Here is a 23,234-nt window from a genome sequence, read left to right on the forward strand (position 1 = left end):
GTTGTTCTGGAGGGCGTAACTATGCTTCAACATATGGCTAAAAGATATAAAGATCAGCATAAGATTTCTAGGCTGCAATCTTCCTTTTTCCGAAAAAGCTTGATTATTGTCTTATTCATTACCTGTCTGCCAACTACTTTTATTGGGTTCACACTGTATTTTATTGGGGTTAACCGCATTGAAACCGAAGTAAATAAAACCCACCAATTAAGTGTTAATCAGATTTCGAAACAATTGGATGCCCAACTCTCCCAACTCGAGATACGCCTCGCTCAATGGGTATTCAATCCCATATTTAGTGAGAAATTGAAAACGCTAAATTTCGGCCAAGAAGTAGACTTCACCAGGGATATGCTGAAGTCACTCCTGCTTATGCAGGAATCGAATCCGCTTATCGATGAAGTCTCTTTGTATATTGATAGCAACCAAACTTTGATTAGCAGCTCCCGTGGCGTGAACAAGCTGAATCAAACGCAACAAAATCCACATGATGCTTACCTGCAGCTACTGCAAGAGAAGAAGAATATTTTCTGGACCAAGACCTTACCTTTACAGAGCATTACCAATAGCCCTTCCGTTCCTACCGACTTTAAATATAGCTTGGTACATAAATTACCTGGCGATTCCTCTGAGAAGTATGGGGTATTCATCGTTAGAATAAATACTGCCAAGTTAAACACTTATTTTTCCGAACTAAGTGATTCAAGTGCTCCTTTTCTTATGGATACGAATGGGGATTGGTTAGTTGGAGGTCGTCCCCCTACATCAGAAGCTAGTCTTCTAGAAAATACGATTCACAATGAAATCATGGATCGCTGGCCAAAGCAGAAAGAAGACACTTTCCTGTATGGCTTTCGCAACACCAAATATTCAATTTCTTACCACACCTTCTCAAGATTAGGGTCGGAGTGGATATTTACGACTTCCTCCGACATTTCCAACATATCCAAACCTGTCCTTCTCATGTCACGCCTAATTATAAGCATTAGTGTACTCGGTCTCATTACGGCCATTTGTTTATCCTGGTTTGCCTCAAAGCGAATTTATCAACCCATTGCTCGATTAATGGGAACCGTGATAAAGGATAAAAAGGACCGAGGGAATGTGCGAGGGGATGAGCTGACCTTCATTGAGAAGGAATGGCAACATTTATCTCGCGAAAGTCACATCTTGCAAACTAAGGTTGAAGAACAACTGCCTACCCTTCGTGAAGGTTTTATGCTCCAGTTGGTTCAAGGACGCTTGTATTATTTAGACGAGAACGAGTTAAGGGCAAGGATGTCCTATTACGGTTGGGACACCGTTGGTCAACAGTACACCGTGATTGCCGTGCAATTGATTGGATTGACATCAGAAGGCGGGAAATTCAAAGAGGATGATGAGCAGCTTGTCACCTTTGCCGCTGCCAATATTGTAGATGAAATTACTCATTTGCATCTGGAACAGGTCTATGTGATTAATTTTCAGGATTTATTCGTTGGGATTATCCTTGCACTCCCGACAGATACCCCGGGTATGACAATGAAGAAAGAATTGACTAAGTTATCCCAAGAGATTATTACAACGCTGAATCATATCCTCAAGCTTCAAGTTACTGTTTGCATTGGCCAACTCAGTAATGAGCTTACGCGCATTCCTACCTTAATGGAAGAAGCCCGCCATACACTTCGATTCAGGAAGTTGCTTGAAGCCAATCAAATAATTGATATGGATTCCTTAATCATTTCAGGAGATTATACGTTCCGGTATCCCTTTGAGATTGAGAAGGAACTTATCCATGCCATTCGTTTGGGGCAAGAAGAGGAGGCGTTTCATCGGGCCGAGGAGTTTATTGCTGAATTAGATCGGATCGCAGGTGTTGAACTGTTCCTCCAACAAGCCATGATGCAACTAATAGGAAATGTGAATAATGCTCTGCTGCAGGCTGGATTTAATGTTTATTCCTATCACAGGGGTCACAATATCATGGAGGAGCTCCTTCAGCTGCGACAATCCGATGAAATGTTGAAGTGGTTTAAAGGCAATGTGATCTCCCCCTATGTGATGGAAATGAATGAAACGTATCATGCCCATTTAACACAGTCCATCGAGAAAGTCGTTCGACTGGTCGAAGAGAAATACATGACCGACTTGTCGCTTGAGGAATGTGCGGATATGCTTGGTGTTCATGTAACTTCACTGAGTAAAACCTTTAAGCAAATTAAGGGCATTAACTATGTTGATTATGTAACGAAGGTACGTATTGATACTTCGAAGAAGCTTCTACTGGAAACTGATCTGAAAATCAGCGAAATTGCCGAAAAGGTTGGCTACCAGCATTCCTGGTTTAATCGCGTGTTCAAGAAGTCGGAAGGGGTTACACCTACCCAATTTAGAGAGCAGCAACAGTAGTCAATTTGCGTTAAAAGGCCTTGCATCTCAACTCTGATGAGATGCAAGGCCTTGCTTTGTCTTTCAACTGGTAGACATGCCATTGCTATGCTACAGCTTATCAAGCTCTTGCTTAAGGGTTCTCACCATTTCTTGATAATGTATGTCTACTCGTGCTTTTGCGGCTCTTGCTTTGTCTCTTGCTTCTTCAGGGTGCAGGGCTAGTTGGCATACAGCAGGAACAATCCGCTGTCGATCCTCCTTCTGATCCAAATCGAACAGCCATTCACCCAGACCGATGTCCTGCCACATCCACCCTTTCGTCGACTGTTCTTTCCACCGACAAACAATAGCAGGGATACCATGACCAATACACATAATCGGCGAATGCATTTCACTTCCAAAAAGTCCAGCTGATCGTATATATACGCTTATTGCCTCATCCGGCAACCAAAATTCCTCACGCCAGACGACCCGTGTCTTGATATCATCTGGCAACTTATTAATAAGCATTTCCTTGCTTAGCTCCATTTGCGTCATATCCTCAGGACACACCAGGACTTTCAGCGATGTCTGTCGGACGACTTCAATGATGGCTTGCCGGATATCAGCATGATCTTGTTCCTTCATCAACTCATTGTAGGCATGCTTTTCCTCATTAAATGGTACGTTTTTTACTTTCCAGAACGGTGTATATCTGTTTCTAACAACACAGCAAAGGAATTGACCTTCATAGAGCTCATTTGCAGCGAGGAAAGCTTGAGCCCGCTGTTCATCTCTCAGATCGACGGCGAAAGCACCATCAGGGCCAAATTTCATCAGAGGACTCGTAATTCCGTCGCCTAGTGCTTTCTCCAAAGAAACGGAATCTCTAAAATAGATAAACTTGGCTTGTGACAAAATGGTCTTCATCTCTGGCCAATTGGATTCATTATAGCCTCCATATGTGATACCGAATACACCAAAAGACTTGCCCGTATGCTTTGTATAGGCAATCATATCCTCATGGCCAACGAGTAATGGTCCTGAGCCATGTAATACAAATACACTTCGATCTACGGCTTCCTGCAACTCACAATTGGTCGCCCTTCCATCGGTGCCGATACTTCCCATCACAATCGAAAGATGAGGGAACCTTCTATGAATCATATCCCTAACTTCATCAGAGAAGTCTTCCGAAGCCCAGAGAATGACCTCCACCTCAGGTAAATAAGCTTTCAATAGTTGTAGTACACCTGGGGTATGAGCGATATCACCAATGTTGACTACCTGCCAAGAAGATCGCAAGATGATTGTTTTTTGGGTCATACTTATTTATCACTCCTTATCATCGTACTTGGTTGTTCTATTAATCGTAATCGTGAATCTATTTTCCTGCATTAAGAGTTAATTGTTTGGTATCATTTTTTTTGACCAAAATAGTCTTACTACCAGAAAGGCGAGGGTTTGGATAAGCAATAGCATGTATCTGCTTAAAAATATCAAAAAAACCTTACGATACCTCGTAAGGTTTGACCAGCTTCATTGCCGCTTCCAACTGAGCCGCTAAACCCGTACCCATTTGTGAAAGAATCCGATACCCGTTACGCTGAAGCTCCTCCCCCGCTTTGTTGTTCTGTGTAACGCCATGCAAGATACCGTCCGAAGTTACATATTTGGCAAGTGAGCCCCTCGCGCTATCGCAGATGGAAAGAATATTTCTATCGAGGATACCAAGCTGTACACCGATAGCCAATGCGGTTGCAATGGCAGATGAACCTGAGGTCTCCACTCCCGTATACGGCTCATTCACATATACAAACCAAAGCCCTTCCTGCGATTGGTACTTCATTACTTCTTCCGCGACACGCGCAAGCTCCCGCTTGAGCAGATCTATGCGTCTCAATATGGCCTCTGGCAAGCCGATAATCTCTTGGAGTACCCTTAACGTACGCGCGAATCCCAGCATGTACCAAGCATAAGCTCTCGTCCAATGACAGAAGCTTCTGCTGCCATCCGAGAGATAGCGCAAATATAGCGCATTTTCACATACTAGCTTATTCTTCCGAATTTCCAACTGCTGGAGGGCCGAGTCCACCAAATCCACTCGACGGTAAATCTTAGCTAACACAGCCATGGGATAGGCAATCGTGTAGCAGCCTTCAGCAGATAGCATAGCGCCATCCCAGATCGAACCATCTTCAGCTCGCTCGGAAAGCCAGAACGCAATCGCTTTCTCAAGCGCAGGATGTTGCGGCTCCAACTGAGCAAGTGCAGCGAAAGGCAGCGTCCCCTCAATGCCGTATACTTGTCCGTCAACAGGCTCACTACGGGGATTCTCATAGCGAAGTATCCCTTGCTTATCAAAGAACATTTGAATGTGCTTCCTCGCTGTTTCACGAAAATGTCCTCCTCCTACTGCCCCCTCTAAATCAAGCAGACCATCCAGCACACAGCCTTCGAGCCAACCGAAAGGTTGCAAAGATGACATGGAGGCAAGCGTATTTGAAAGCCTTGACCAAGGGTTGAAGGATTCACAGGGTGTCCTAAGAAGATGAGGCAGCAACAAGGGAGCTTCTACTGGGCCCTCTGTGAAAATCCATAGGGGCGCTCTTCCTTTTACCAATCGCAGCTCGACTCCCTCGCTTGAAATGAGTGCCATTTGCGCAGCAGTTAATTGTAACTGGTAGGGTTGAAAGACAGAGGCATAACGAATATCTAACATGCCGATCTGTACACTTGTCACTGCAGTAACTACCTCGACACAAACTTCCTCACGTAAATCCAAAGCCACCGAAATTCTCAAATACCCTGGCTGATCGCTAACTGGAACAGACCAGAATAGCCTTACCCACTCCTTGGAAGAAGCCCCCACTGCAGCGGCTGACCATCCGAATGGGATGCGCTTTCCCTCTGGAACAGCACAACTTTGGTTACTAACCGTATCCGCCAAAACATAAATCTTGTCATTCTGTTGTGTATTGTCTTTATATCCATACATAAATGTCGTTCCCCTCAACTTCTACCTCATACCCGCGGAGCTGAACACCGCCTTCAACCAAATGCTTGCCGTCGGTCAGCCCTAACTCCCAACCGTGCAAGGGCAGCGTAAAATCTCTTGATCTCGCCCATGCAGCCAGGCAATACCGCCTTCAATGGCGACAAACTTTAATCTAGGAAATTTCTCGAATACACCTTCACAGACTAAGCTATTCACATGAGCCATATAATTTGTTGGCAGTATATTGTGCCATTCCAAATAGGTCGTTGGATATCCTGAAGGAGTTGGCGCACCAGCAATTCCTCTGCCTTCTGTCCCAGGATGAACAGCAACAGGTAATCCGTTACGCTCGGCTGCTTCATAAATCGGATGAAAGCAGCGTTGACCGAACAATTGCCGTAAACCGCTGCACATAATGACTTGAATCATAATCTGGATGTGCAGCCATGCGATCAATCTCTTTGGCAGCCGCAAGCGGATCGGCATGATTGACAAGGATAGATCCTTTATACACAGGACTCGCCTTCAGCCAAGTTTCGACCAGCCAATCGTTGTAGCACTAGTCACCACGTTCCCATAATCCGGATTCGGATTTAGTCGAGATTCCCAATATGCCAGAGCCTGTCAATATCCCGTAATCGATGTTGTACTTTTCAAAATGGTGTTTAAGCATATGCTGCGGATCACTGCCAGGTATGCCCCCACCATCAGGAATGGCATCTTTACGCATAACACCTACGGGGGAATGCCAACCGCCGCAATAGCCAGGACCAGCAGACAGCCAACAATCATGCCAGACTTTGGGCAAATACGGCAGCAAATCCTTGTTATGGGCAATCGCATTATGGACATCTGCATCAATCACATTTGGAATCGCCTCCAGATATCGTATGAAATCCTTATATATCTCACTATAAATGGAAGGGATCACAACGTACATGAAGGATAATTCTAAAAATATGGATTTTTGTTATGTCAATTTTTCATGAATTTCTATAGTCTCGTGTATTCATCCCCATATCCTTCGAAAAGATACGGGAGAAGTAGAAAGAGTCCATAAACCCACATTCTTCTGCAATTTGTTTAATCGGCAGCTTTGTGCTCCTCAACAAAAATTTCGCGCGATCGAGCCTGACTAACCCATTTAATCTAGAAGTTCTTGCGTACGCACCAAACGACGATAATCTTCGGGCGACATCTGTACATACAACTTGAAATCCCTGTAAAAAGTAGCCATGCTCTGGAACCCGGAGTCATAACAAATATCTGTCACGCTCATACTTGTCACCGCTAATAATCGCTTCGCATGTTGAATACGAAGGGTTATTATATGACTTTTAAACTTTCTGCCTGTGGATTCCAAAATCTCTGGATAAATGTGACTGACACTCAGAAATTGCAATGGGATGAAATCCGATGACTGCAGAATAAAGTTTATCGTTAAGTGGTTTAATCCAATGCTCGGGTATCTGTTTGGCCCCAAGAGAAGCACCCATGATAGAACCTACTGTAGCACCATTACAATCCGTATCCCACCCGCCTAAACCGATGTTGCAATCGCCTTAGTGAAATCTCCTTGGGCAAACGCGAGAGAGGCTGCGACCATAGCTGCGTTATTATTGGTATGCACGGGATCATAATGGCTGAAAGCATCCCAAACGCGTTTGACCAGTGTAAGTTGATCATTTGTACCTTGGGCAATTTCTACAGCTTTATGAATATCTTGCGCAATTGCTCTTCCGAGCCATGCTCCATTGAATTTATCCAGCCATTGTTCAGAACTCATCTCTCTTTCTATTTTACGGGGACCAATTGGACGAAGCATGTGAATCTGTTCCAATTCATTCGGTTCATCCTCATTTGGACTATGCGCAATCAAAGAACATAAATCCTCATAAATCTTCATTAATTCAATCTGATTCTCACCTGTCGCATCAATACGCGCGAGAAAACCATCTACATTACATGCTTCATCTCTACGTTGTTTAACTTCATCTTTTAGTAAATCTTATAAACCTACCCATCCAGCCATCTAGCTTCCTCCTATGCATTAGCTACTTCTTGTTTAAGTCTACAAGAGACTACGCCAATTTCCTTCCCATAATATGCAGCCCATTCTCATTTATTGTGAATGTAGTAGGTGGGATTCCAATCGTAAAGTTCATGCATTACACTTAAATAAACAAACAGAGAAGGAAAGAACGACTCACGATGAAAAACATTTATGTTGTTGGCAGTATTAATATGGACATCGTCAACAAAGTACATCATTTCCCTCATCCAGCAGAAACCGTTGAAGGACAACATACCGCCTACTACCCTGGTGGAAAAGGTGCTAATCAAGCAGTAGCAGCAGCAATGTCAGGTTCCAACGTCCAGATGGTCGGGGCGATTGGAAATGATGCATTTGGGACACCTCTATTTAACTCCTTACTAGACAAAGGTGTACAGGTGGGTCATGTAAAGTCGAAAGAAAGCGGATCTGGTTTAGCACTTATTACGGTGAACGAGGAAGGTGAAAATTGTATTATGCTTTCGCGGGGAGCCAATGAGCAACTATCTGGAACTGATCTTCCCAATGAAATGTGGGACGATGCTGCATTAATTTTGCTGCAGAACGAAATTTCATGGGATATAAACCTTCAAATTATACATAAAGCGAAAGAATGCGGAATTCCAGTCTGGATGAACCCCGCGCCTGCGTTGCTATTACCCAATGACATCTATGCATCCATTCATACCTTAATCTTAAACGAAACCGAAGCTGGATTGCTGACAGATCGATTAATTGTAGATGAAAATGATGCTTTGCTGGCGATTACGCAATTAATAAATAAAGGGATTGCACACGTCGTCTTAACATTGGGAAGTAAAGGTTTAATAATAGCAGATGAGACAAAGCAGATTACGTATTTCGATGCGTATTTGGTAAATTCAGTCGATACGACTGCTGCTGGAGATACGTTTATCGGAACCTTTGCCTCATCTTGGTTGTCTGGTCAAACACTTTGTGAAAGTATGCAGTTCGCCTCCGCTGCTGCCGCAATTGCCGTTACTAAACCTGGGGCACAAGACCGCATTCCTAGCAAATCTGACATCGAAGCATTCATTTACTCAAATCCAACACCTTATAGCAATTTGATGACCACTGACCCACACTTTTAGCAATTGTTCTGCTATGTTATATATTTGTTCATTGCTGCCGCTGTATAACCATGTAAAAGTGTCATAGGAAACTAGTTTTAATTTTTCTGTTGCAGCACTTTTCTCATTGAGCTCATTAATTTGATCCTTAGCTCTCGATGGAGGGCCTTTATTGTAAACTTTGGACCAGAGTAAGCAAAATCTTTGAGAATTTGCTCAATTAACCCCTGAATTTCAAAAACCTGCTCTTCGGCCATCGTTTGGCTTCATTAGAGGCTAAATAGCGAATATCCTTAGCCGATAACCATTTTCTACGCCAATTTATAAAAAGTCGAACGACTTATATTATGGTGATTTATGCATTTATCAACCCGCGTGGCTTCATTTTTGTTGTTTCAGAATTCGTTAGAAACTTAACTCGCCAGCGGCGAAAATGAGGGTTTGTTGCAGAATTCGTTAGAAAAAAAATTAGCTTTTTAACTGCGTATGCATGAATATACATTCATTGCTTGTAGTTACACTTGAGTCAACTTTCCTATCAATATAACTTACTATTGAATTAATCAATAATATTGTTTGGTTTGACAGTATAATCAAACAACGAAATCGCGGATATCTTTGATCAATTTTAATTGTTGCACCAAAACCCTTTTCCTTCTCAAATTCGAGTGCTATACTCTATTTTTCTCCATCCATTCGACTGCCCAGTCGATTAATGGTTTTTGCTTCATAAATCTTACATCAGCATTACCAACTTTATGAATCTTAATGTTATTTTCTTTATCATATTCATTTCCTAACTTTACAAAATCTACGTCATCTACTGCTTGAGTAGTGTAAGTAACCCACTCTCTCTTTCCATCTTTGATTATTCCACTACTTTCATCAATAAATCTTTTAGTAGGAAAGTTTGCTCTAGTTTCAGATAAATGTAGCGATGTATTTTTATCATATCCAACCCCAATTAATAATACATATCCATCTAATTCATACAATTTATCTATTGGAGAGTTTTCACCAAAAATATTGCTTAAATCATGTTCTTTTGTAATATATTCTGCATGTTTTCCTACTGCTGCTATTGACCTCGCCGGGTGATCTGTCCTTTTTACTCCTGGCCACTTTCTAAACATTTCAGCTACGATACCCATTCCAATTGCGGGTGTAATTTCTTTATCATAGGCAGGCCAATTTTCACGAATTATAGTCCACCATTCCTGTGGTACTTCCCCATGAACCCCAGTTGAAGGATCAAGATTTTTCCACGTTTGAGACGGCATCATTAAAGTTCCTTCTACTCCCACTATTTCTAGAAGTGAATTAATTAACGTTTCAGCGCCTCCTACAACAAAGCCCAGACTATTTAACGAAGTATGTACAAATATAGTCTGTCCTTCTGTTAATCCGCAGTCTTTAAACTGTGTGATTAAATCGTCTTTTGTTAATATCACTCTGGTTTCCATTTTTTTAGTCATTTTTGAACCAGTTCTCATAACGAGTGAAGCTGCGAAATTATGATCCCCTGTGGTTTCCGCTTTGGTCGTATTCCGGAAGACACTCAAATTGGGAATACCAACGTACTGCGCGAAGCTTGGAAAGTCGTATGTAATATCACGACAAGCCGGCTGCAAATCGCTGCCGGCTTGATTGTACGCTATGTAAATATTATAAAAGCAGTGTTTTTAGAACTGGTTCAAGTGCGTCTGCCATCCGCAGAAAACCAAGATCCGTTGGATGCGAGCCGTCTACTGTGCATTCGAAGAAATCTTCATTACCGAGAGATCCCGAGCCGTCGAAGAAATAAATATTCAAGTCGCCTTGCTCCCGTAACTCGTTAACGAGAAATTGTTCGAAACGCTTACGTTCGATTCTGGCTTCGTACAAGTGTGGGGTCAGCTCCTCACGCGCGTAACGAATTCGTGAGACTACCAAAATCGGAGTTAACGGATGCGCTCCCCTATAAATTCCAATAAATTCCGGAAGTGTCCTACGGAAAAGTTCGGTGCTCACGCAATTGCCTTCATAATCAATGACCATACACGCAGGGTCATTAATCTGCGAAATGATTTCGGCAACCTCCGGCTCTCCCTTGCCGCTTCCAGAGAAACCAAGATTAATAAATTCCAGCGGAATTCTTCGACTCAAAATGTTCGTATAAGCCATGCCGGGCCGCGAGGCGCAGCCGCCTTGCGTAATCGAAGTTCCATAGATGACTACTTTCTTTCCGGAAGCGTAGCTGGGAGGAGCGGTTACGGTTGCGCCCTCATCTAAACCGATCCATATCTCCTCCACCCCTTGATAGAGCGGCAAGTTAAGGACTATATTACGCATCGAGGCATTCCAATTGGTAAATAACGCACATTCATACTCGGTGAGAGTGAGGTCATATTTCGTTGTGTTGACGTACCTTAGGGGAAGGAGACTGTCGGGAGAACCCACGTAGCAATCAACGCCGCATTGTCCGGTTGCCGGCATATGTACCATATTGGCTTTGCCTTTCAGTTTCACCCTTACCGATAGAGAAGAGGAATCCGACTGAAACCGGATTTGTCCTCCTGCAGTATGATTGGCTAAGCGATCGACGGCTTCCGGAGTAGCCCCGGATGGTAAAGTCGGCAATCTGCGATAGATTTTTTCTTGCGCAAACCAAGCTAACCCGGAAATTTGAAAAGGCTGCTCCATAGGGGAATACCAATGAATCGAGCCATCGAACGTTTCATTGGGACGCATTCCGGGATCGTATTGCTCTATCAGATTCTTCTCTTTTTTTTCCACGTGACCATTCCTTCCATAAACAATGGTGTATAATCGTTTACGACCCAATACTTATTTACAGGAATGCAAGTTTTGCCTGTACTTTGATTAGCGGCACTAACCCCCGGCTCTCAGGCCCCTTATACAATTGATCAGAACTCGGTTATGTCCAGACCAAAAATAAATTTTTGCACTGCCTTGGCGACTCCGTCCTCGTTGTTGGACGCAGTGACGGCATCAGCGATCGCCTTGACCTGCTCCTCAGAGTTGCCCATCGCCACGCCAAACCCAGCCGCCCGCAGCATCGAAATATCATTCTCGCTGTCGCCGACCGCCAAGACCTGCGCCATCTCGACGCCGAGCAACCGGCAAACCTCCCGCACGCCGCTTTCCTTCGTGATCCCCTTGACAGAGATCTCCACATTGACCGGAGCGGAAGATGTAATCTCCAGTTCACCCCAGCCGAACAGCTCCTCACGGATACGCGCCACTACCCCCAAATCGTTATGCTTCATGCCGAATTTCATCCAATCCTTTTCGAACAGCTCTTCGCTCCAATTCCCCTGGCCGGACAAGCTCTCCACGGAATAGCCCCAGAAATGCGCATTTTCCCGGAGAGCCAGGTCATGCAACCGTCGAACCGTTTCGCGGGGCAAATAGGTGCGAGCCATCAACTGGTTCGGCCCTTCCCAAATCTCCGCTCCGTTCAACATAACCATAGGCGAATCGAGCTCCAGTTCCTCCCAAAAAGAGCTTGCGGTCTGCATTCCCCGCCCTGTAGCGAACATTACGGTTACCCCATGATCCACAGCTTTCCAGAGCCACTTCTTCGTTTCTTCCGTCACCTGCTTATCGTCGGTTAGCAGCGTGCCGTCCATATCCAAAGCCAACAATTTATATTCAGGCATTCCCTTGATCTCCTCCACGCTCTCTTTCCGATTACAACGACAGACTGTCGACAGGTACTTCAAATATGCGCTTCAACACCAAGCCTACGGCCAGTTTGCTGATTGATTTGAGCAGTTGCTGGCTGGTTACTCTAGTCATTCGCTTCTGCGACAGCTTATTTCCTGCTAAGCTTCACGCGTCCACTTTCATCCAAAGTTACCGGTTCGCCCCGACGAACCGATTCGTAAGCCGCCGCAGCGACAGCAGCCGACCGAAGGCCGTCCATGCCGGTAATCGGCACTTCCCGGTTGCTCCTTATCGCATCGATGAAAGCCTGCACCAGACTGCGGTTCATATCGTCTCCCCAGTGGCTCCACTGGACTTTCATTCTCTCATCGCTGTAGACCTCGCTCTTCTGGCCGAAGGCATCAACGGAAAGCAGACCGTTCGTCCCCACAATCTCCAGGGTAACATCACCCCAGTATGGGAAGGACTTCGTGCGCGACCAGCTGGTATCGATCGAAGCAAAAGCTCCGCTTGCGAACTTCACGTGTAGTATTCCGGCGTCATCTACCGGAATCTCATGAAACAGGGTCGCAGCTTCTGCGTACACCTCCGTTACTGGACTGTTCAGCATCCAGTTGAGCAGATCCATGACATGAACGGAATGGTCCAGAAGGGCGCCTCCGCCCGACAGCTCAGGATCTATGAACCAGCCGCCAGGCATAGTGCCCCGGTTCGAGCCTTTTACCGCAACGACCTCACCAATCTCGCCACGGTCAATCGCGGCCTTGGCCTGCACGACTGCAGGAAGGAAGCGGCACGGAAACGCCGTCATCAGCCGGACTCCGTTCTTCTCGCAGGCAGCTACCATCTGTTCCATTTCTTCCACGTTCAAGCCGAGCGGTTTCTCGCACAGCACATGCTTTCCCGCCTCCGCTGCGGAAATCGTGAGCTCCGCATGATGAACGTTCTCCGAGCAGATGACCACGGCATCACAGCCGCTGCTCAGCAGCTCACGGTAATCCGCAAAATAACGGATTTCGGCATCCTGCTGCAAATACGGCTCCACCCGGGCACGGTTCTCATCTGCTATGCCCGTTACCTTCACTCCCGGCAGCCGCCGGAGCTGGTAATAGAAGCCGGCCGCATGGCCATGGGCGAAACTGATCATACCTATCTTTACAACATTCGTTAACTCAGTCAATACGTCTCTCCCCTTCCTGTCCAACTTCATCACTGTATACGTACCGGACGACCTGTGGCGGCGGATTCAATCGCGGCAAGGCCCGTCTGCAGCGCACTTCGGGCGTCAGCGATCGTTATGTCCGGCTCGGCGCCGGTCTGCAGACATTCCACAAAATGAGCGAGCTCCAAGTAATACGGATTATACATAGAAGGGCTTTTGGGAAGCGGGAGAGCAGGGGTCTCAGGCAAATCGTTATTTACTTTGAACATCTTGAGCGAAACGGCTTCCTCACTGTTAAAGCGGATGACACCTCCACTGCCGGCCAGTTCCACGCTCGTCGTGAAAGGGCCCGGAAATCCCCAATAACCCTCGAGATGCGCAATCCCGCCATTCTCAAAACGCAGGGTAGCCAGGGCATAGTCGAGACCCTCGTGCCTATGGTTCATTGCATACACGGATACGGCCTTCCCGAAGATGCTTTGAGCAAAATCAATATCGTGAATCATTAGGTCGAGGATTACTCCGCCGCTGATCTCACTATTGTTGTACCAAGTCTTGGCAACACCCGGATTACCACCCATCCGTCTTGTATGCAGCACTCCGGGCTTCCCGACTACTCCATCTGCAGCTTTGCGGCGAATATCGGTATAGCTTAGGAAGAAGCGTACCACATGACCGATGAACAGCCTTACTCCCTGCTGCTCGCAGACAGCAGTCATCTCATCCGCTTCCTCGAGCGACAAGGCGAATGGCTTCTCGCAAATGATATGCTTCCCGAGACGGGCGGCCCTGATAACAAATTCCTTATGCATGTGCGTTGGTAAGCAGATATCTAAAACCTCCGGACACGTCTCCGACACCATTTGATCGAAATCCGAAAAAGCCTTTGTCTCCAACCTCCCGGCAAGCGCCCGAGCTGCTTCTTCCTGCATATCACACACACCGACAAGCTCAATACCGGGCATTCTAATCCATTCGGCCCCATGGGTACGGCCCATTGTACCGCAGCCGATTACAGCAATCTTCATGCAGGATTCTCCTTTTCGCAAAACAGCCTTAACCCCCGTTAAATGACGGATAAATGTATCGTCGGAACGTCGAAGAACCGGTTCATGACTAGCCCAGCCGCCAGAACCGAATCGTCCGGTGTCTGCTCCAGCCGAAGAAGTCGGACCTTACGGCAGGATTCCGGAATGTTCTCCAGAATACGCATTCTAAGCGGGTCCATCAGATAATTTCCCGTATGGTCCAGCACCTTGCCGGTAAACAATACATGATCTGGGTTCAAGAAGGTAATCAAGTTACTTAAGGCGGAGCTTACCGCCTCGGCCATCTTTGCAAGCCACTCCCGCGCAACTGGATCCCCTTCCCGAATCCGATGCCCGAACTCCTCCAGCGTAAATCCCAGGTTGCGTTTCATTCCGCTTCCAGAGACCAGCGTAGTCAGGCAGCCCTTGGCTCCGCAGTGGCACGGCATGGCTTCGATGCCGAAGAACGTTTTACAATGCCCGAGCTCGCCCGCCACATGTCCGGCCCCCGAATTCAGTTGCTTGTTCATCACATGAGCTCCGCCGATGCCGTAATCCAATTTTACTGTCACGTTATGATTCGATGCAGCCAGGCTTCCATTCAAATTTTCCACAAGCGCAAGCAGGTTCGCATCATTCTCCAGATAGACCGGCAGGTTGTAATGCTGCTCCAGCCTTTCCCTTAGCGGGAAATTCCGCCAATGCAGACCGGAAGAAAGCAGCACTACGCCGTCCGTGGAATCGACCAGCCCCTGGATACTACATCCGATGCCTTTGAGCTGGTTCATCTTCGGCACCCGTTTTAGCAACTGGTCGATCACCTTAACGATGCACTCGACCTTATTCTCATCATGGTCTTCATTAGTGTCGGAAGACATCGTTTCCGTGACTTCACTGATGGGTACATTCCGGAAATCCACCAGTGTGCCCCGCACATATTTCACCGCAACCTCAATGCCTAGCGCGTACAGCTCCTCGCTCTTGACCACCAACGGAACGGGCTTGCGACCCACCCCGTTTTCCAACGGCACATTTTCGTGCAAAATCTCTTCTCCAAGCAGCCTGTTTACAATGTTCGTAATCGTCTGCGCGGTCAGTCCCGTTTTCTCCGCCAGCTTTACCCGGGAGATTGGCCCTTCTGCATAAATAAGTCGAAGCACCTTTTGTTGATTTACCGACTTCAGCCATTTACTGCTTGTGTTCTCGTTCATTTGTGCACAAGACAGCTCCTTCCTATCGCTATCCCTTATCTCTCTACTTAGCCCTTAACCGCACCTAAAGTGGCGCCCTGCATAATCATCCGCTGGAACAGCATGAACACAATGATCGAAGGCACCATCGCAATCATCACCCCTGCAAACAACGTAACCCAATCCGCCGTAAACTCCATCATTTTATTGGCTTGGTACATCTGAACCGCAATCGTGTATTTCTCGGGATCGCTCAAATAGATGAACGGCCCCATGAAGTTGTTATAGTAGCCCAGGAATTTAAAAATCGCAACCGTAACAATGCCCGGAGTGGACAAGGGAACGATCACCCGCGAGAACACCTGGAAGATCGAAGCGCCGTCGATATGAGCACTTTCCTCCATGTCCCTGGGCAGCGATTTCATAAAGCCTCCGAGCAACATTAAATAGAACACGCTCTCCCCAAGGGAGGACAATAAGATTAACCCCGTTAAGCTGTTCGTCAAATGCAGCTCCCTCATGATCACGTACTGCGGCACCAGGGCGTTAATCCCAGGCAGGAACAAGGAAAGCATAATAAGGCCCCAGATCAGCTGCCGTCCCTTAAACTCCATCCGGGTCAAGGCATAAGCGTTAAGTGTAGTAAAGAACAAGCTGACTACAAGGCTTCCGCCTACATAATAAAGCGTATTTAGCAGCGAACGACCGAAGCCATATTCCGTCCAGGCTGTAGTGTAATTGGACCACTGCTGCTTCTTGGGAAGACTCCAGATGTCCTTGAAAAATTCCGGATTGGACTTCAGAGACTCATAGAACACCCACACCAGCGGAAACAGGATTGACAAAGCCCACACATACAGTACCAAACGCCACACAACGTCCATAAACGTCATTTTTTCCTTCAATTTCATCTTCTCCCCTCTTAAAAAAATATGTTCCTAGTACTCTACGCCCCGGTTCGGAAGAAACTTATCCATCAGCAGTTTGGCCGTGATCAAGATGACAAACAGAATCATACCGACAGCGGATGCGTAACCGTAGTTGATGTACTCTTTACCGAAAGCAAGGTTGAACATATAGAGACCGATTACATCCGTGGAGCCGGATGGGCCGCCATTGGTCATAATCAGAATAATCTCGAAAGTCTTGAGCGTGCTGATCACGAGGAACAGCGCGCTGACCCGGACGACGGGCAGAATGAGCGGCAGCGTAATCTTGAATAACCTCGTCATATGTCCTGCGCCTTCGATAATAGCCGATTCATACAGCGACTTGGGAATGCCCGACATAGCATTTACGAAAATGATGACATAGAGCCCGACGCCTCCCCAAACCCATGGTGGGATCAGCGCCCACAGTGCCGTACTATCGTTGCCCAGCCAATAAAAATGGTTCATATCGATCCCGAGCAGCTTCAGGCCGCTGTTAAGCAGGCCGTATGTGCCGTCATATATGAACGCCCATAATAAAGCAACGACGACAATCGATAAAACGTTCGGAAAAAAGAACAGGATTTTTAGGAACTCATTTTCCACATAACTCTTGTATGTAACCAGATAAGCAAGCAGTAAGGAAATGAGCACGACCAGCGCCGGTACCGTCGCCATAAAAATAAGATTGTGCTTAAGCGCCCGCCATACATACTCGTCCTGAATCGCGGTAACAAAGTTGCTGAGCCCTACAAACTTGGAATCCGTAAGCCCGTCCCAATCCAATAACGCATAGTAAACGGATAAAACATTCGGAAACAGCGTGAACAGCAGATAGCCCCCGAACGGCGGCACGACAGCCAGGATGAGAAAAATCCACTTCTGAGTCCGCGCTTTATCCATTCCCATGCGACCGGAATAAGAGGGTTTAACTTTTACTACAGTAGGTTCGGACAAAGGAAGTCAACTCCTATCAAGGGAAATGGAAAAGCGGAGAGGATCCCCTCCCCGCCTATAAACTTATTTCTTCTGAGCTTCTACGGCTTTCTTGAGCAAAGCGTCTGCTTCTTCGAGAATCGGCTTCGGATCCTGCTTGCCTAATACGATCTTCACCGTGGCTTCTTCCATCATCTTATTGGCTTTGGCCAGGTTCGGATCGGAGATGCTAACGGTTCTGTGCGGCTTATACGACCGGGCATCGTTATCCTTAATATACTTCAGAATCGCCTGCGCAGAGGTGGAAAGCTTAACGACTTTACTCGCATCGTCAATCAAGTCTTTTCTCATCGGGAGGGCGCCCGCTTTTTCTGCGGCAAACTGCTGGTTATCCAGCGTCATCAGCCACAGAATGAACTCCTTGGACCACTTCTTGTTCAGATCAGGCTTGCCGGCCCACATGTATTGGAAGTTGGTGATTCCGCTTCGGATCCAAAGCTTTTGTTCCACCTTATCCCTGAACGGCACCGCCATAAAGCCCCATTTGAAATCTTCCGGAGTGGTCTTCTTCATTTCGTTCTCCACATGGCTTCCTGTGGAAACCATCGCGGCCTGTCCTTGAATCACCTGCATCTGGGACTGGGTATGGTTTAACGCCGGCAATCCTTCTGGGAAGTATCCCTTCTTGCCAAGCTCATACAGGCGGTTCCAGTGTTCCAAGCTTTCCTCGCTGGTAAATTGAGGGCCATTGTACGTTTTATAGTTCTCGATTACCTTATCTGCGTTTCCTTTGATATCGGCCAGCTCAAACAGCTTTGCAGGTCCAAAGGCCCAATCATAGTAATTAGGGTAAACTCCCGGGAAAGTAATCGGAGCAAGGCCGTCCACCTTAATTTTGGCAAGCAGGTCGTTAAAGTCGGCCCATGTCTTCGGATTCTGGTTCCAGCCCTTCTGCTCGAATAGCGTCTTATTGAAGAACAATCCACCGTAAGAGCTCGAGGTGGCAAACTCGTATACCTTTCCGTTCACCTTGGTGAACGATTCGGCGAGGCCCGGCATCATGAGTTCCTTCATTGCTTTGCCCGGTACGTCCGGAAGCTTTTTGTCGAACATGTCATCGAAAGGCTCGAGCTTACCGGCTTCCGCCAGGGAAATGATGCCCTGTGCTCCTGACGGCGGCGTGGTGTTGAAAATGTCGAACATGTCGTTATCGTTGCCTGCGGAAACTTTCGTTTGAATCATGTTCTTCATGTCCGCAGATGCTGTAACGTCGAAGGAAACGTTCGGGTATTTGGCCTGGAAGGATTTTACTGCATAATCGAACCATTCCCTTCCATAGCCTCCCATGAAGAAGCCGATCTTCAGCGTCACTTTTTCCGTCTTCGACAGCCCGTTTTCGTAGACATCTTCTTTAGTCTGATTCTGAGGCTGACTCGCTGAAGGCTTTTCCGTTTTTCCTGTACACCCTGCAAGCAGAGAACCTGACATAGCAACTGCCAAGCTTAAAGCCGTAAGCTTTCCAAATTTGTTTCTCATACTTAAACCCCCCTCGAATTAATAAAGAAAATTGATTTATTAAATACAATAATAAAGTGTAATTGTTTGGCGATGATTATCGTTTTGTAACGGATCTGTTAAAAATCACTATTTAACAAGGTGTGAACACGCTTACAATTTACACTCAATTAATAAATCAATTTTATTTATTATTATCCTACCTCTTTTTTCTTTTTGATACAATAGAAACTTTTCGACAAAATCCCTGACTTTACCCAGTAATGACCTGCGTGGTAAACTAATTTCTACTAAGAGTATAAACGTGTTCAGTTCAAGGAAGAGGTCGACTTATGTCCACATTGAAACATGCAAGCCACACGCTGCTTAAATCCATCAATCAGCAGAAAGTGCTGCATCTGATCTATTCCGAATGTCCGATCTCCCGTGTAGAGTTAGCTATAAAAACCGGACTTAGTCAGCAAACCGTCACCAACATCGTCAACCGGCTTCTCGAGGATCAAGTGATCGTCGAAGGCGAACCGCAATCCCTTGAGAGCGGCAGCGGCCGTAAGCGCGTTCCCCTGCTGCTTAACGGTTCCCGATTCAGTGCGATCGGCATTGAATTGTCTGGCACATCGGCACGGGGAGCGGTATATAATTTTCAGCACGTCCGCTTGGCGGAAGCTGAAGTGAAGGCAGACCGTTACGAGACCGAAGAGGACTTGCTCCGGGTGATCCGCAGCGTGATCGACAAACTCATAGGCCAGATCCCTGACCCTACCTGCCTGAAAGGAATCGGCTTCAGCGTCCATGGACTCGTTGACTCCTCCGAAGGCATTCTGCTTCGCTCGCCGGGGCTCGGCTGGAAGCGGATACCGCTGGCAAAGCTGCTCGAGGATGAGTACGGGCTGCCCGTCTTTCTGGAGAATGACACCAATCTGCTCGCGCTCAACGAAAATATGGGCGGAAGTCTGATTTCCTCCAAAAACAATGTGACGCTTAGATTAGCCAGAGGCATCGGGGGCGCCATCGTCGTAGAGAAGCTGCTGGTCACCGGCTCCTCCTTCGTAGCAGGCGAGGTTGGCCACTATAAGGCGTTTATGCCGCCCTACGATTATGAGTGCTACTGCGGCGGCAGAGGGTGCCTAACCACATTGGCTTCCTCCAGGGGCTTGCTGCGGACGCTCGGTCGGAGTTGGGAGCAGTTCAACGAAGCTGTCCGCGCCGGAGACCCCGAAACCGTTCGGCTGAGCGAGGTGGTGAGAACGGCGATCGTTTACTCCGTTGCCAATATCGTCACCCTGCTCAATCCGGACCGGGTTCTGCTCACCGGGTTTATGCTACCGGTATGGGGGGACTCGTTCGTCGACGAACTCAAAGCGCGAGTGATGGCCCAAGTGCCGGAAACGTGCCGGAATGTAGAGTTCCTACATCTCACCGACGTGGAGGACGAGACTGCACTGGCCGTCGGGCTTGTCCTTCAGAGCGTGTTCAAGATCCCGCTCGACAGCTTGTCGCTGTGACTGGCAGTCACAGCTCGGTTGTACATCAGTAAACTGGAAATACAGGGTTATAGACGATATTTTCACAACGAAAAACCCCTGGAAGAGTTGAGCAATCTTCCAGGGGCTTTTGTTTATTTGCGCCTTCCAAGCAGGTTATCGGTTCCAGACTCGAAGCAGGGCCACAGCTTTATCATTCATCCACTGCCTGGCGTCGGCTGAAACCAGTTCTTCAAGTGCTTTATTGTTGAGATGCTTAATAAAGTCCTCGATCTTCTTGGCTGCCTGATCCTGCTGTCCCTTCTGCACATGGCTCTCCGCCTGGCTCAGCGAATTCTCCAGCTGTTTGGCCAGCGGATGGGTAACCTTACCGGAGGCAATAAAGCGCTGCAGTCCGTTCTGCAGAGCAGGCAGGTCGATCGATGTCTTAAAACTTACCGGCTCGCTGAGCACAGATTCTGCTCCCGACGAGTGTACGGCCTTGACCTGGAACGTATACACCGTATCCGGCTCCAGTCCCGTCAAATTGTACACCGTGCCGGTCACCGTGGAGACGGTCCCATGACTACCATACACCTGGTAGGTCACGCTGCTTCCGTCGGATGCCGTTATCGGGGACCAGCTCAGCTGCGCCGAACCCGCGGTCACGTCTGCCACCTTCACGCCTTGCGGCGCTTCAACGGTAAGGCGGGTGCGGAAGGACCAAATATCCGAGTACGTCCGTCCACCGAAGCTGTCCTCCGCCAGTGCGTACCATTCATAATTCGTGCTGCCTTTCAGGCCGTTCCAGTTGACCGTGGCTGTGGAACCGCTGACCGCCTGCGCCGATCCGATCGCATCGTTAGCGTACACTTTTACCGTCATCGCGTCGGTGGCCACTCTTTTCACCATCGGCTTCAGGTCCACCGAAAGCTTAAACTCGTCCTTGCTCGGATCGTAATAATTGTAATCGTCCAAATACGGTGAATACGTATTAACATAGACGGTATCCGTCTTCGTATCAAAATGCAGAAGCTTCAAATATCCGTTTCCGCCGTTTGGAATGCCCTGGTAATCATTAAGAATCTGGTACACTTTGCGATCCGGCTGTCCGTCCTTATTATCGTCTAGCTGGTCGGTACGTAGCGAACTTCCGGTGAAATGACCGCTCATGACCATCCATACGTTCGGATTCGGTACTACGACCTTCTGATAAATCTCGTTACCAGTTGCGGATCTCGTTGCGTTATTTTGCAAATAATTATGAACCACAATGACCGCTTTACGATCCGGATACTGCTTCAGAACGCTGTTCATCCAGTCCATATCCTCATCATTCATGCCCCAGCCCATGTAGACGAAAATAAAATCGTTGCCGCTTGCCGATATCAGGTCATAGTGACCTTTGTTATCTTTGTACGACTCTCCGTAGTAAGGCTTATCCTTAAAGCGGTTCTCTCCGAAATACTTCGAGAATTCCGAGTAATCCGGCACTGACGTCGCTCCTCCGTCGAACACGTCATGGTTGCCCGCGACTAAACCCCAAGGAATTTGGGCGTCTTCCACCACCTTCATAAACTTATCCGCACGTTCCCACTGTCCTTTGATGCCTGCGGAGTTTACAATGTCCCCCACTTGCATCACATATTTAATATTCATCGATTCTTTGGCATCGCGCAGGAAATTGACTTGGGACTCAAAATACTCCGGCTGAATTTCCGCGTAGATCTGTGTGTCCGGTATAGAGGCAATGGTAAAGTCGTACTGTTCACGTCTCGGAATCTCGTCCTGAATCAGGACTTGGACTTTGCCGTTTCTTGCATAATTGCCGCCGTCCACCGCCGCTGAGAGGTTAAAGTCTTCCTCGGAAATGGCCACTGTGGACGCTAGGGAATCCCACTTTGCCGCAGTATAATTCCATGCGTACAAACCTACTTTACGACCCTTGAGCGAATGCCCTTCCCAACTTAGCTCGAGACGATCGCCGACGCCGGTTTCCGCCCTCACTTCCACTTCAAAGCGCTGATAAGGAAACTGTTCAGTAGATTCATTAGTGACGTAACGGTCATCGGAGGCTCCGGCGGCTGTTTGTTCTTCGGCGGTCAGCTGCGTTTCTCCCGGACTCGTCAAGGTCAGAGGAGGCTCTACATCAGCCGCATGCTTGTAAGCGGTCACTCCCGCGTCCGCGGCGTTGATCTTTTGCCCTTTAAAGAACTTCACGTTCAGCGGGTCGCCTGTCGGATCGGAAACCGATACCTGCAGGCTCACGTTCGTGTCCGTATCCTGTGCACCGTCCGCCGGCGCCGCTAGGAGCGGCATACCCGGAAGCTCTACAGGAGTTGTAAACTTGGTCGTTTTCTCCGTCGATTTGCCCCCGGCGTCTACAGCCTTAAGCACAAGATTATGCTCCCCCGGAGTGAGAGCCGCAGAGGAGGTGGAGTACGGAACCTCAATGAGCTTACCATCCAGTCTCACCTCGAAGGATTTGACGGAGGAAGCCGCATCCGATGCGGAAGCTTGTATCTCAAAAGCCCCTTTGTAAGTATTGCCTTCCGTAATATTCGCAGTTACAACCGGACCTTGATTGTCTACCATCACGCTCGCTGTGTCCTTGCTGCCGTCAGGCAAAGTCACCTCGACCCGATGAGGTCCGTCAACGGCTGCTGCGGTGTTCCATCGGTAGGAGATCCCGTCCCAATAGCGCTCGGGAATCTTGAAGTTGAAGTACACAACCGGAAGGAAGCGTCCGTTATCTCCCATGTCCAATATGGTAGCCGGATTCGCATATTTCGGGTCGCGGATGACCGTACCGTCCGCCAAAACAAGCCGGACATTGCGGATATTGAAA

19 protein-coding genes and 2 pseudogenes are annotated in these 23,234 nt (G+C 47.5%); 3 read left to right on the forward strand and 18 right to left on the reverse strand.

Annotated features, from left to right (window positions below):
• Positions 1-21 precede the first annotated feature (21 nt).
• Positions 22-2,391 (forward strand): helix-turn-helix domain-containing protein, encoded by a 2,370-nt coding sequence (locus L6I86_RS23060; RefSeq protein WP_236290781.1) that lies wholly within the window; start codon positions 22-24, stop codon positions 2,389-2,391.
• A gap of 90 nt (positions 2,392-2,481) precedes the next feature.
• Here L6I86_RS23060 and L6I86_RS23065 read toward each other — a convergent pair whose 3' ends face one another.
• The 7 genes and pseudogenes from L6I86_RS23065 to L6I86_RS36035 all read right to left on the reverse strand — a co-directional run.
• A complete protein-coding gene (locus tag L6I86_RS23065; RefSeq protein ID WP_236290782.1) occupies positions 2,482-3,678 on the reverse strand; it encodes a polysaccharide pyruvyl transferase family protein in 1,197 nt (398 codons plus the stop codon).
• Between the two features lie 184 nt (positions 3,679-3,862).
• A complete protein-coding gene (locus tag L6I86_RS23070; protein ID WP_236290783.1) occupies positions 3,863-5,350 on the reverse strand; it encodes a glycoside hydrolase family 88 protein in 1,488 nt (495 codons plus the stop codon).
• 81 nt (positions 5,351-5,431) lie between these two features.
• On the reverse strand, positions 5,432-5,836 hold the full coding sequence (locus L6I86_RS23075; protein ID WP_236290784.1) for an amidohydrolase family protein: 405 nt from the start codon (positions 5,834-5,836) through the stop codon (positions 5,432-5,434).
• Positions 5,837-5,909: 73 nt separating this feature from the next.
• The gene (locus L6I86_RS23080; protein WP_236290785.1) at positions 5,910-6,290 is read right to left on the reverse strand and encodes a hypothetical protein; all 381 of its coding nucleotides are present in this window, start codon (positions 6,288-6,290) and stop codon (positions 5,910-5,912) included.
• A 43-nt stretch (positions 6,291-6,333) separates the two neighbouring features.
• A pseudogene (locus L6I86_RS35955) lies at positions 6,334-6,474 on the reverse strand (AraC family transcriptional regulator); the annotation flags it as partial.
• 20 nt (positions 6,475-6,494) lie between these two features.
• Positions 6,495-6,752, reverse strand: a complete 258-nt coding sequence (locus L6I86_RS23085) for a helix-turn-helix transcriptional regulator (protein ID WP_236290786.1) — start codon at positions 6,750-6,752, stop codon at positions 6,495-6,497.
• Positions 6,688-7,082, reverse strand: a pseudogene (locus L6I86_RS36035) (ADP-ribosylglycohydrolase family protein); the annotation flags it as partial. The gene L6I86_RS23085 and the pseudogene L6I86_RS36035, both read right to left, overlap by 65 nt.
• A gap of 479 nt (positions 7,083-7,561) precedes the next feature.
• Between L6I86_RS36035 and L6I86_RS23095 the strand changes: the two are divergent.
• Complete coding sequence (locus tag L6I86_RS23095; protein ID WP_236290787.1) at positions 7,562-8,515, forward strand: ribokinase; 954 nt, start codon at positions 7,562-7,564, stop codon at positions 8,513-8,515.
• A 77-nt stretch (positions 8,516-8,592) separates the two neighbouring features.
• Here the strand turns inward: L6I86_RS23095 and L6I86_RS23100 are convergent, their stop codons facing one another.
• From L6I86_RS23100 to L6I86_RS23145, 10 genes are all read right to left on the reverse strand, one after another.
• Positions 8,593-8,751: a hypothetical protein gene (locus L6I86_RS23100; protein ID WP_236290788.1), complete on the reverse strand. Its 159-nt coding sequence runs from the start codon at positions 8,749-8,751 to the stop codon at positions 8,593-8,595.
• Between the two features lie 414 nt (positions 8,752-9,165).
• Complete coding sequence (locus tag L6I86_RS23105; RefSeq protein ID WP_236290789.1) at positions 9,166-9,987, reverse strand: AAC(3) family N-acetyltransferase; 822 nt, start codon at positions 9,985-9,987, stop codon at positions 9,166-9,168.
• A 172-nt stretch (positions 9,988-10,159) separates the two neighbouring features.
• A complete protein-coding gene (locus L6I86_RS23110) occupies positions 10,160-11,269 on the reverse strand; it encodes an SGNH/GDSL hydrolase family protein (protein ID WP_236290790.1) in 1,110 nt (369 codons plus the stop codon).
• Between the two features lie 131 nt (positions 11,270-11,400).
• Positions 11,401-12,156: a Cof-type HAD-IIB family hydrolase gene (locus tag L6I86_RS23115; RefSeq protein ID WP_236290791.1), complete on the reverse strand. Its 756-nt coding sequence runs from the start codon at positions 12,154-12,156 to the stop codon at positions 11,401-11,403.
• 155 nt (positions 12,157-12,311) lie between these two features.
• Positions 12,312-13,310, reverse strand: a complete 999-nt coding sequence (locus tag L6I86_RS23120; RefSeq protein WP_236290865.1) for a Gfo/Idh/MocA family protein — start codon at positions 13,308-13,310, stop codon at positions 12,312-12,314.
• A gap of 62 nt (positions 13,311-13,372) precedes the next feature.
• A complete protein-coding gene (locus tag L6I86_RS23125) occupies positions 13,373-14,353 on the reverse strand; it encodes a Gfo/Idh/MocA family protein (protein WP_236290792.1) in 981 nt (326 codons plus the stop codon).
• Positions 14,354-14,391: 38 nt separating this feature from the next.
• Positions 14,392-15,564 carry an ROK family transcriptional regulator gene (locus L6I86_RS23130; protein ID WP_236290793.1) on the reverse strand — a complete coding sequence of 391 codons (1,173 nt, stop codon included), beginning with the start codon at positions 15,562-15,564 and terminating at the stop codon, positions 14,392-14,394.
• Between the two features lie 47 nt (positions 15,565-15,611).
• Positions 15,612-16,454: a carbohydrate ABC transporter permease gene (locus L6I86_RS23135; RefSeq protein WP_236290794.1), complete on the reverse strand. Its 843-nt coding sequence runs from the start codon at positions 16,452-16,454 to the stop codon at positions 15,612-15,614.
• Positions 16,455-16,481: 27 nt separating this feature from the next.
• Complete coding sequence (locus L6I86_RS23140; RefSeq protein WP_236290795.1) at positions 16,482-17,429, reverse strand: carbohydrate ABC transporter permease; 948 nt, start codon at positions 17,427-17,429, stop codon at positions 16,482-16,484.
• 63 nt (positions 17,430-17,492) lie between these two features.
• Positions 17,493-18,944, reverse strand: a complete 1,452-nt coding sequence (locus L6I86_RS23145; protein ID WP_236290796.1) for an ABC transporter substrate-binding protein — start codon at positions 18,942-18,944, stop codon at positions 17,493-17,495.
• Positions 18,945-19,255: 311 nt separating this feature from the next.
• Here L6I86_RS23145 and L6I86_RS23150 point away from each other — a divergent pair, with 311 nt between their 5' ends.
• On the forward strand, positions 19,256-20,428 hold the full coding sequence (locus L6I86_RS23150; RefSeq protein ID WP_236290797.1) for an ROK family transcriptional regulator: 1,173 nt from the start codon (positions 19,256-19,258) through the stop codon (positions 20,426-20,428).
• 135 nt (positions 20,429-20,563) lie between these two features.
• Here L6I86_RS23150 and L6I86_RS23155 read toward each other — a convergent pair whose 3' ends face one another.
• Positions 20,564-23,206, reverse strand: a complete 2,643-nt coding sequence (locus L6I86_RS23155) for an FIMAH domain-containing protein (protein WP_236290798.1) — start codon at positions 23,204-23,206, stop codon at positions 20,564-20,566.
• Positions 23,207-23,234: the final 28 nt, after the last annotated feature.

Source organism: Paenibacillus allorhizoplanae (genome assembly GCF_927798215.1).
In the GTDB taxonomy this organism is placed as follows: domain Bacteria; phylum Bacillota; class Bacilli; order Paenibacillales; family NBRC-103111; genus Paenibacillus_E; species Paenibacillus_E allorhizoplanae.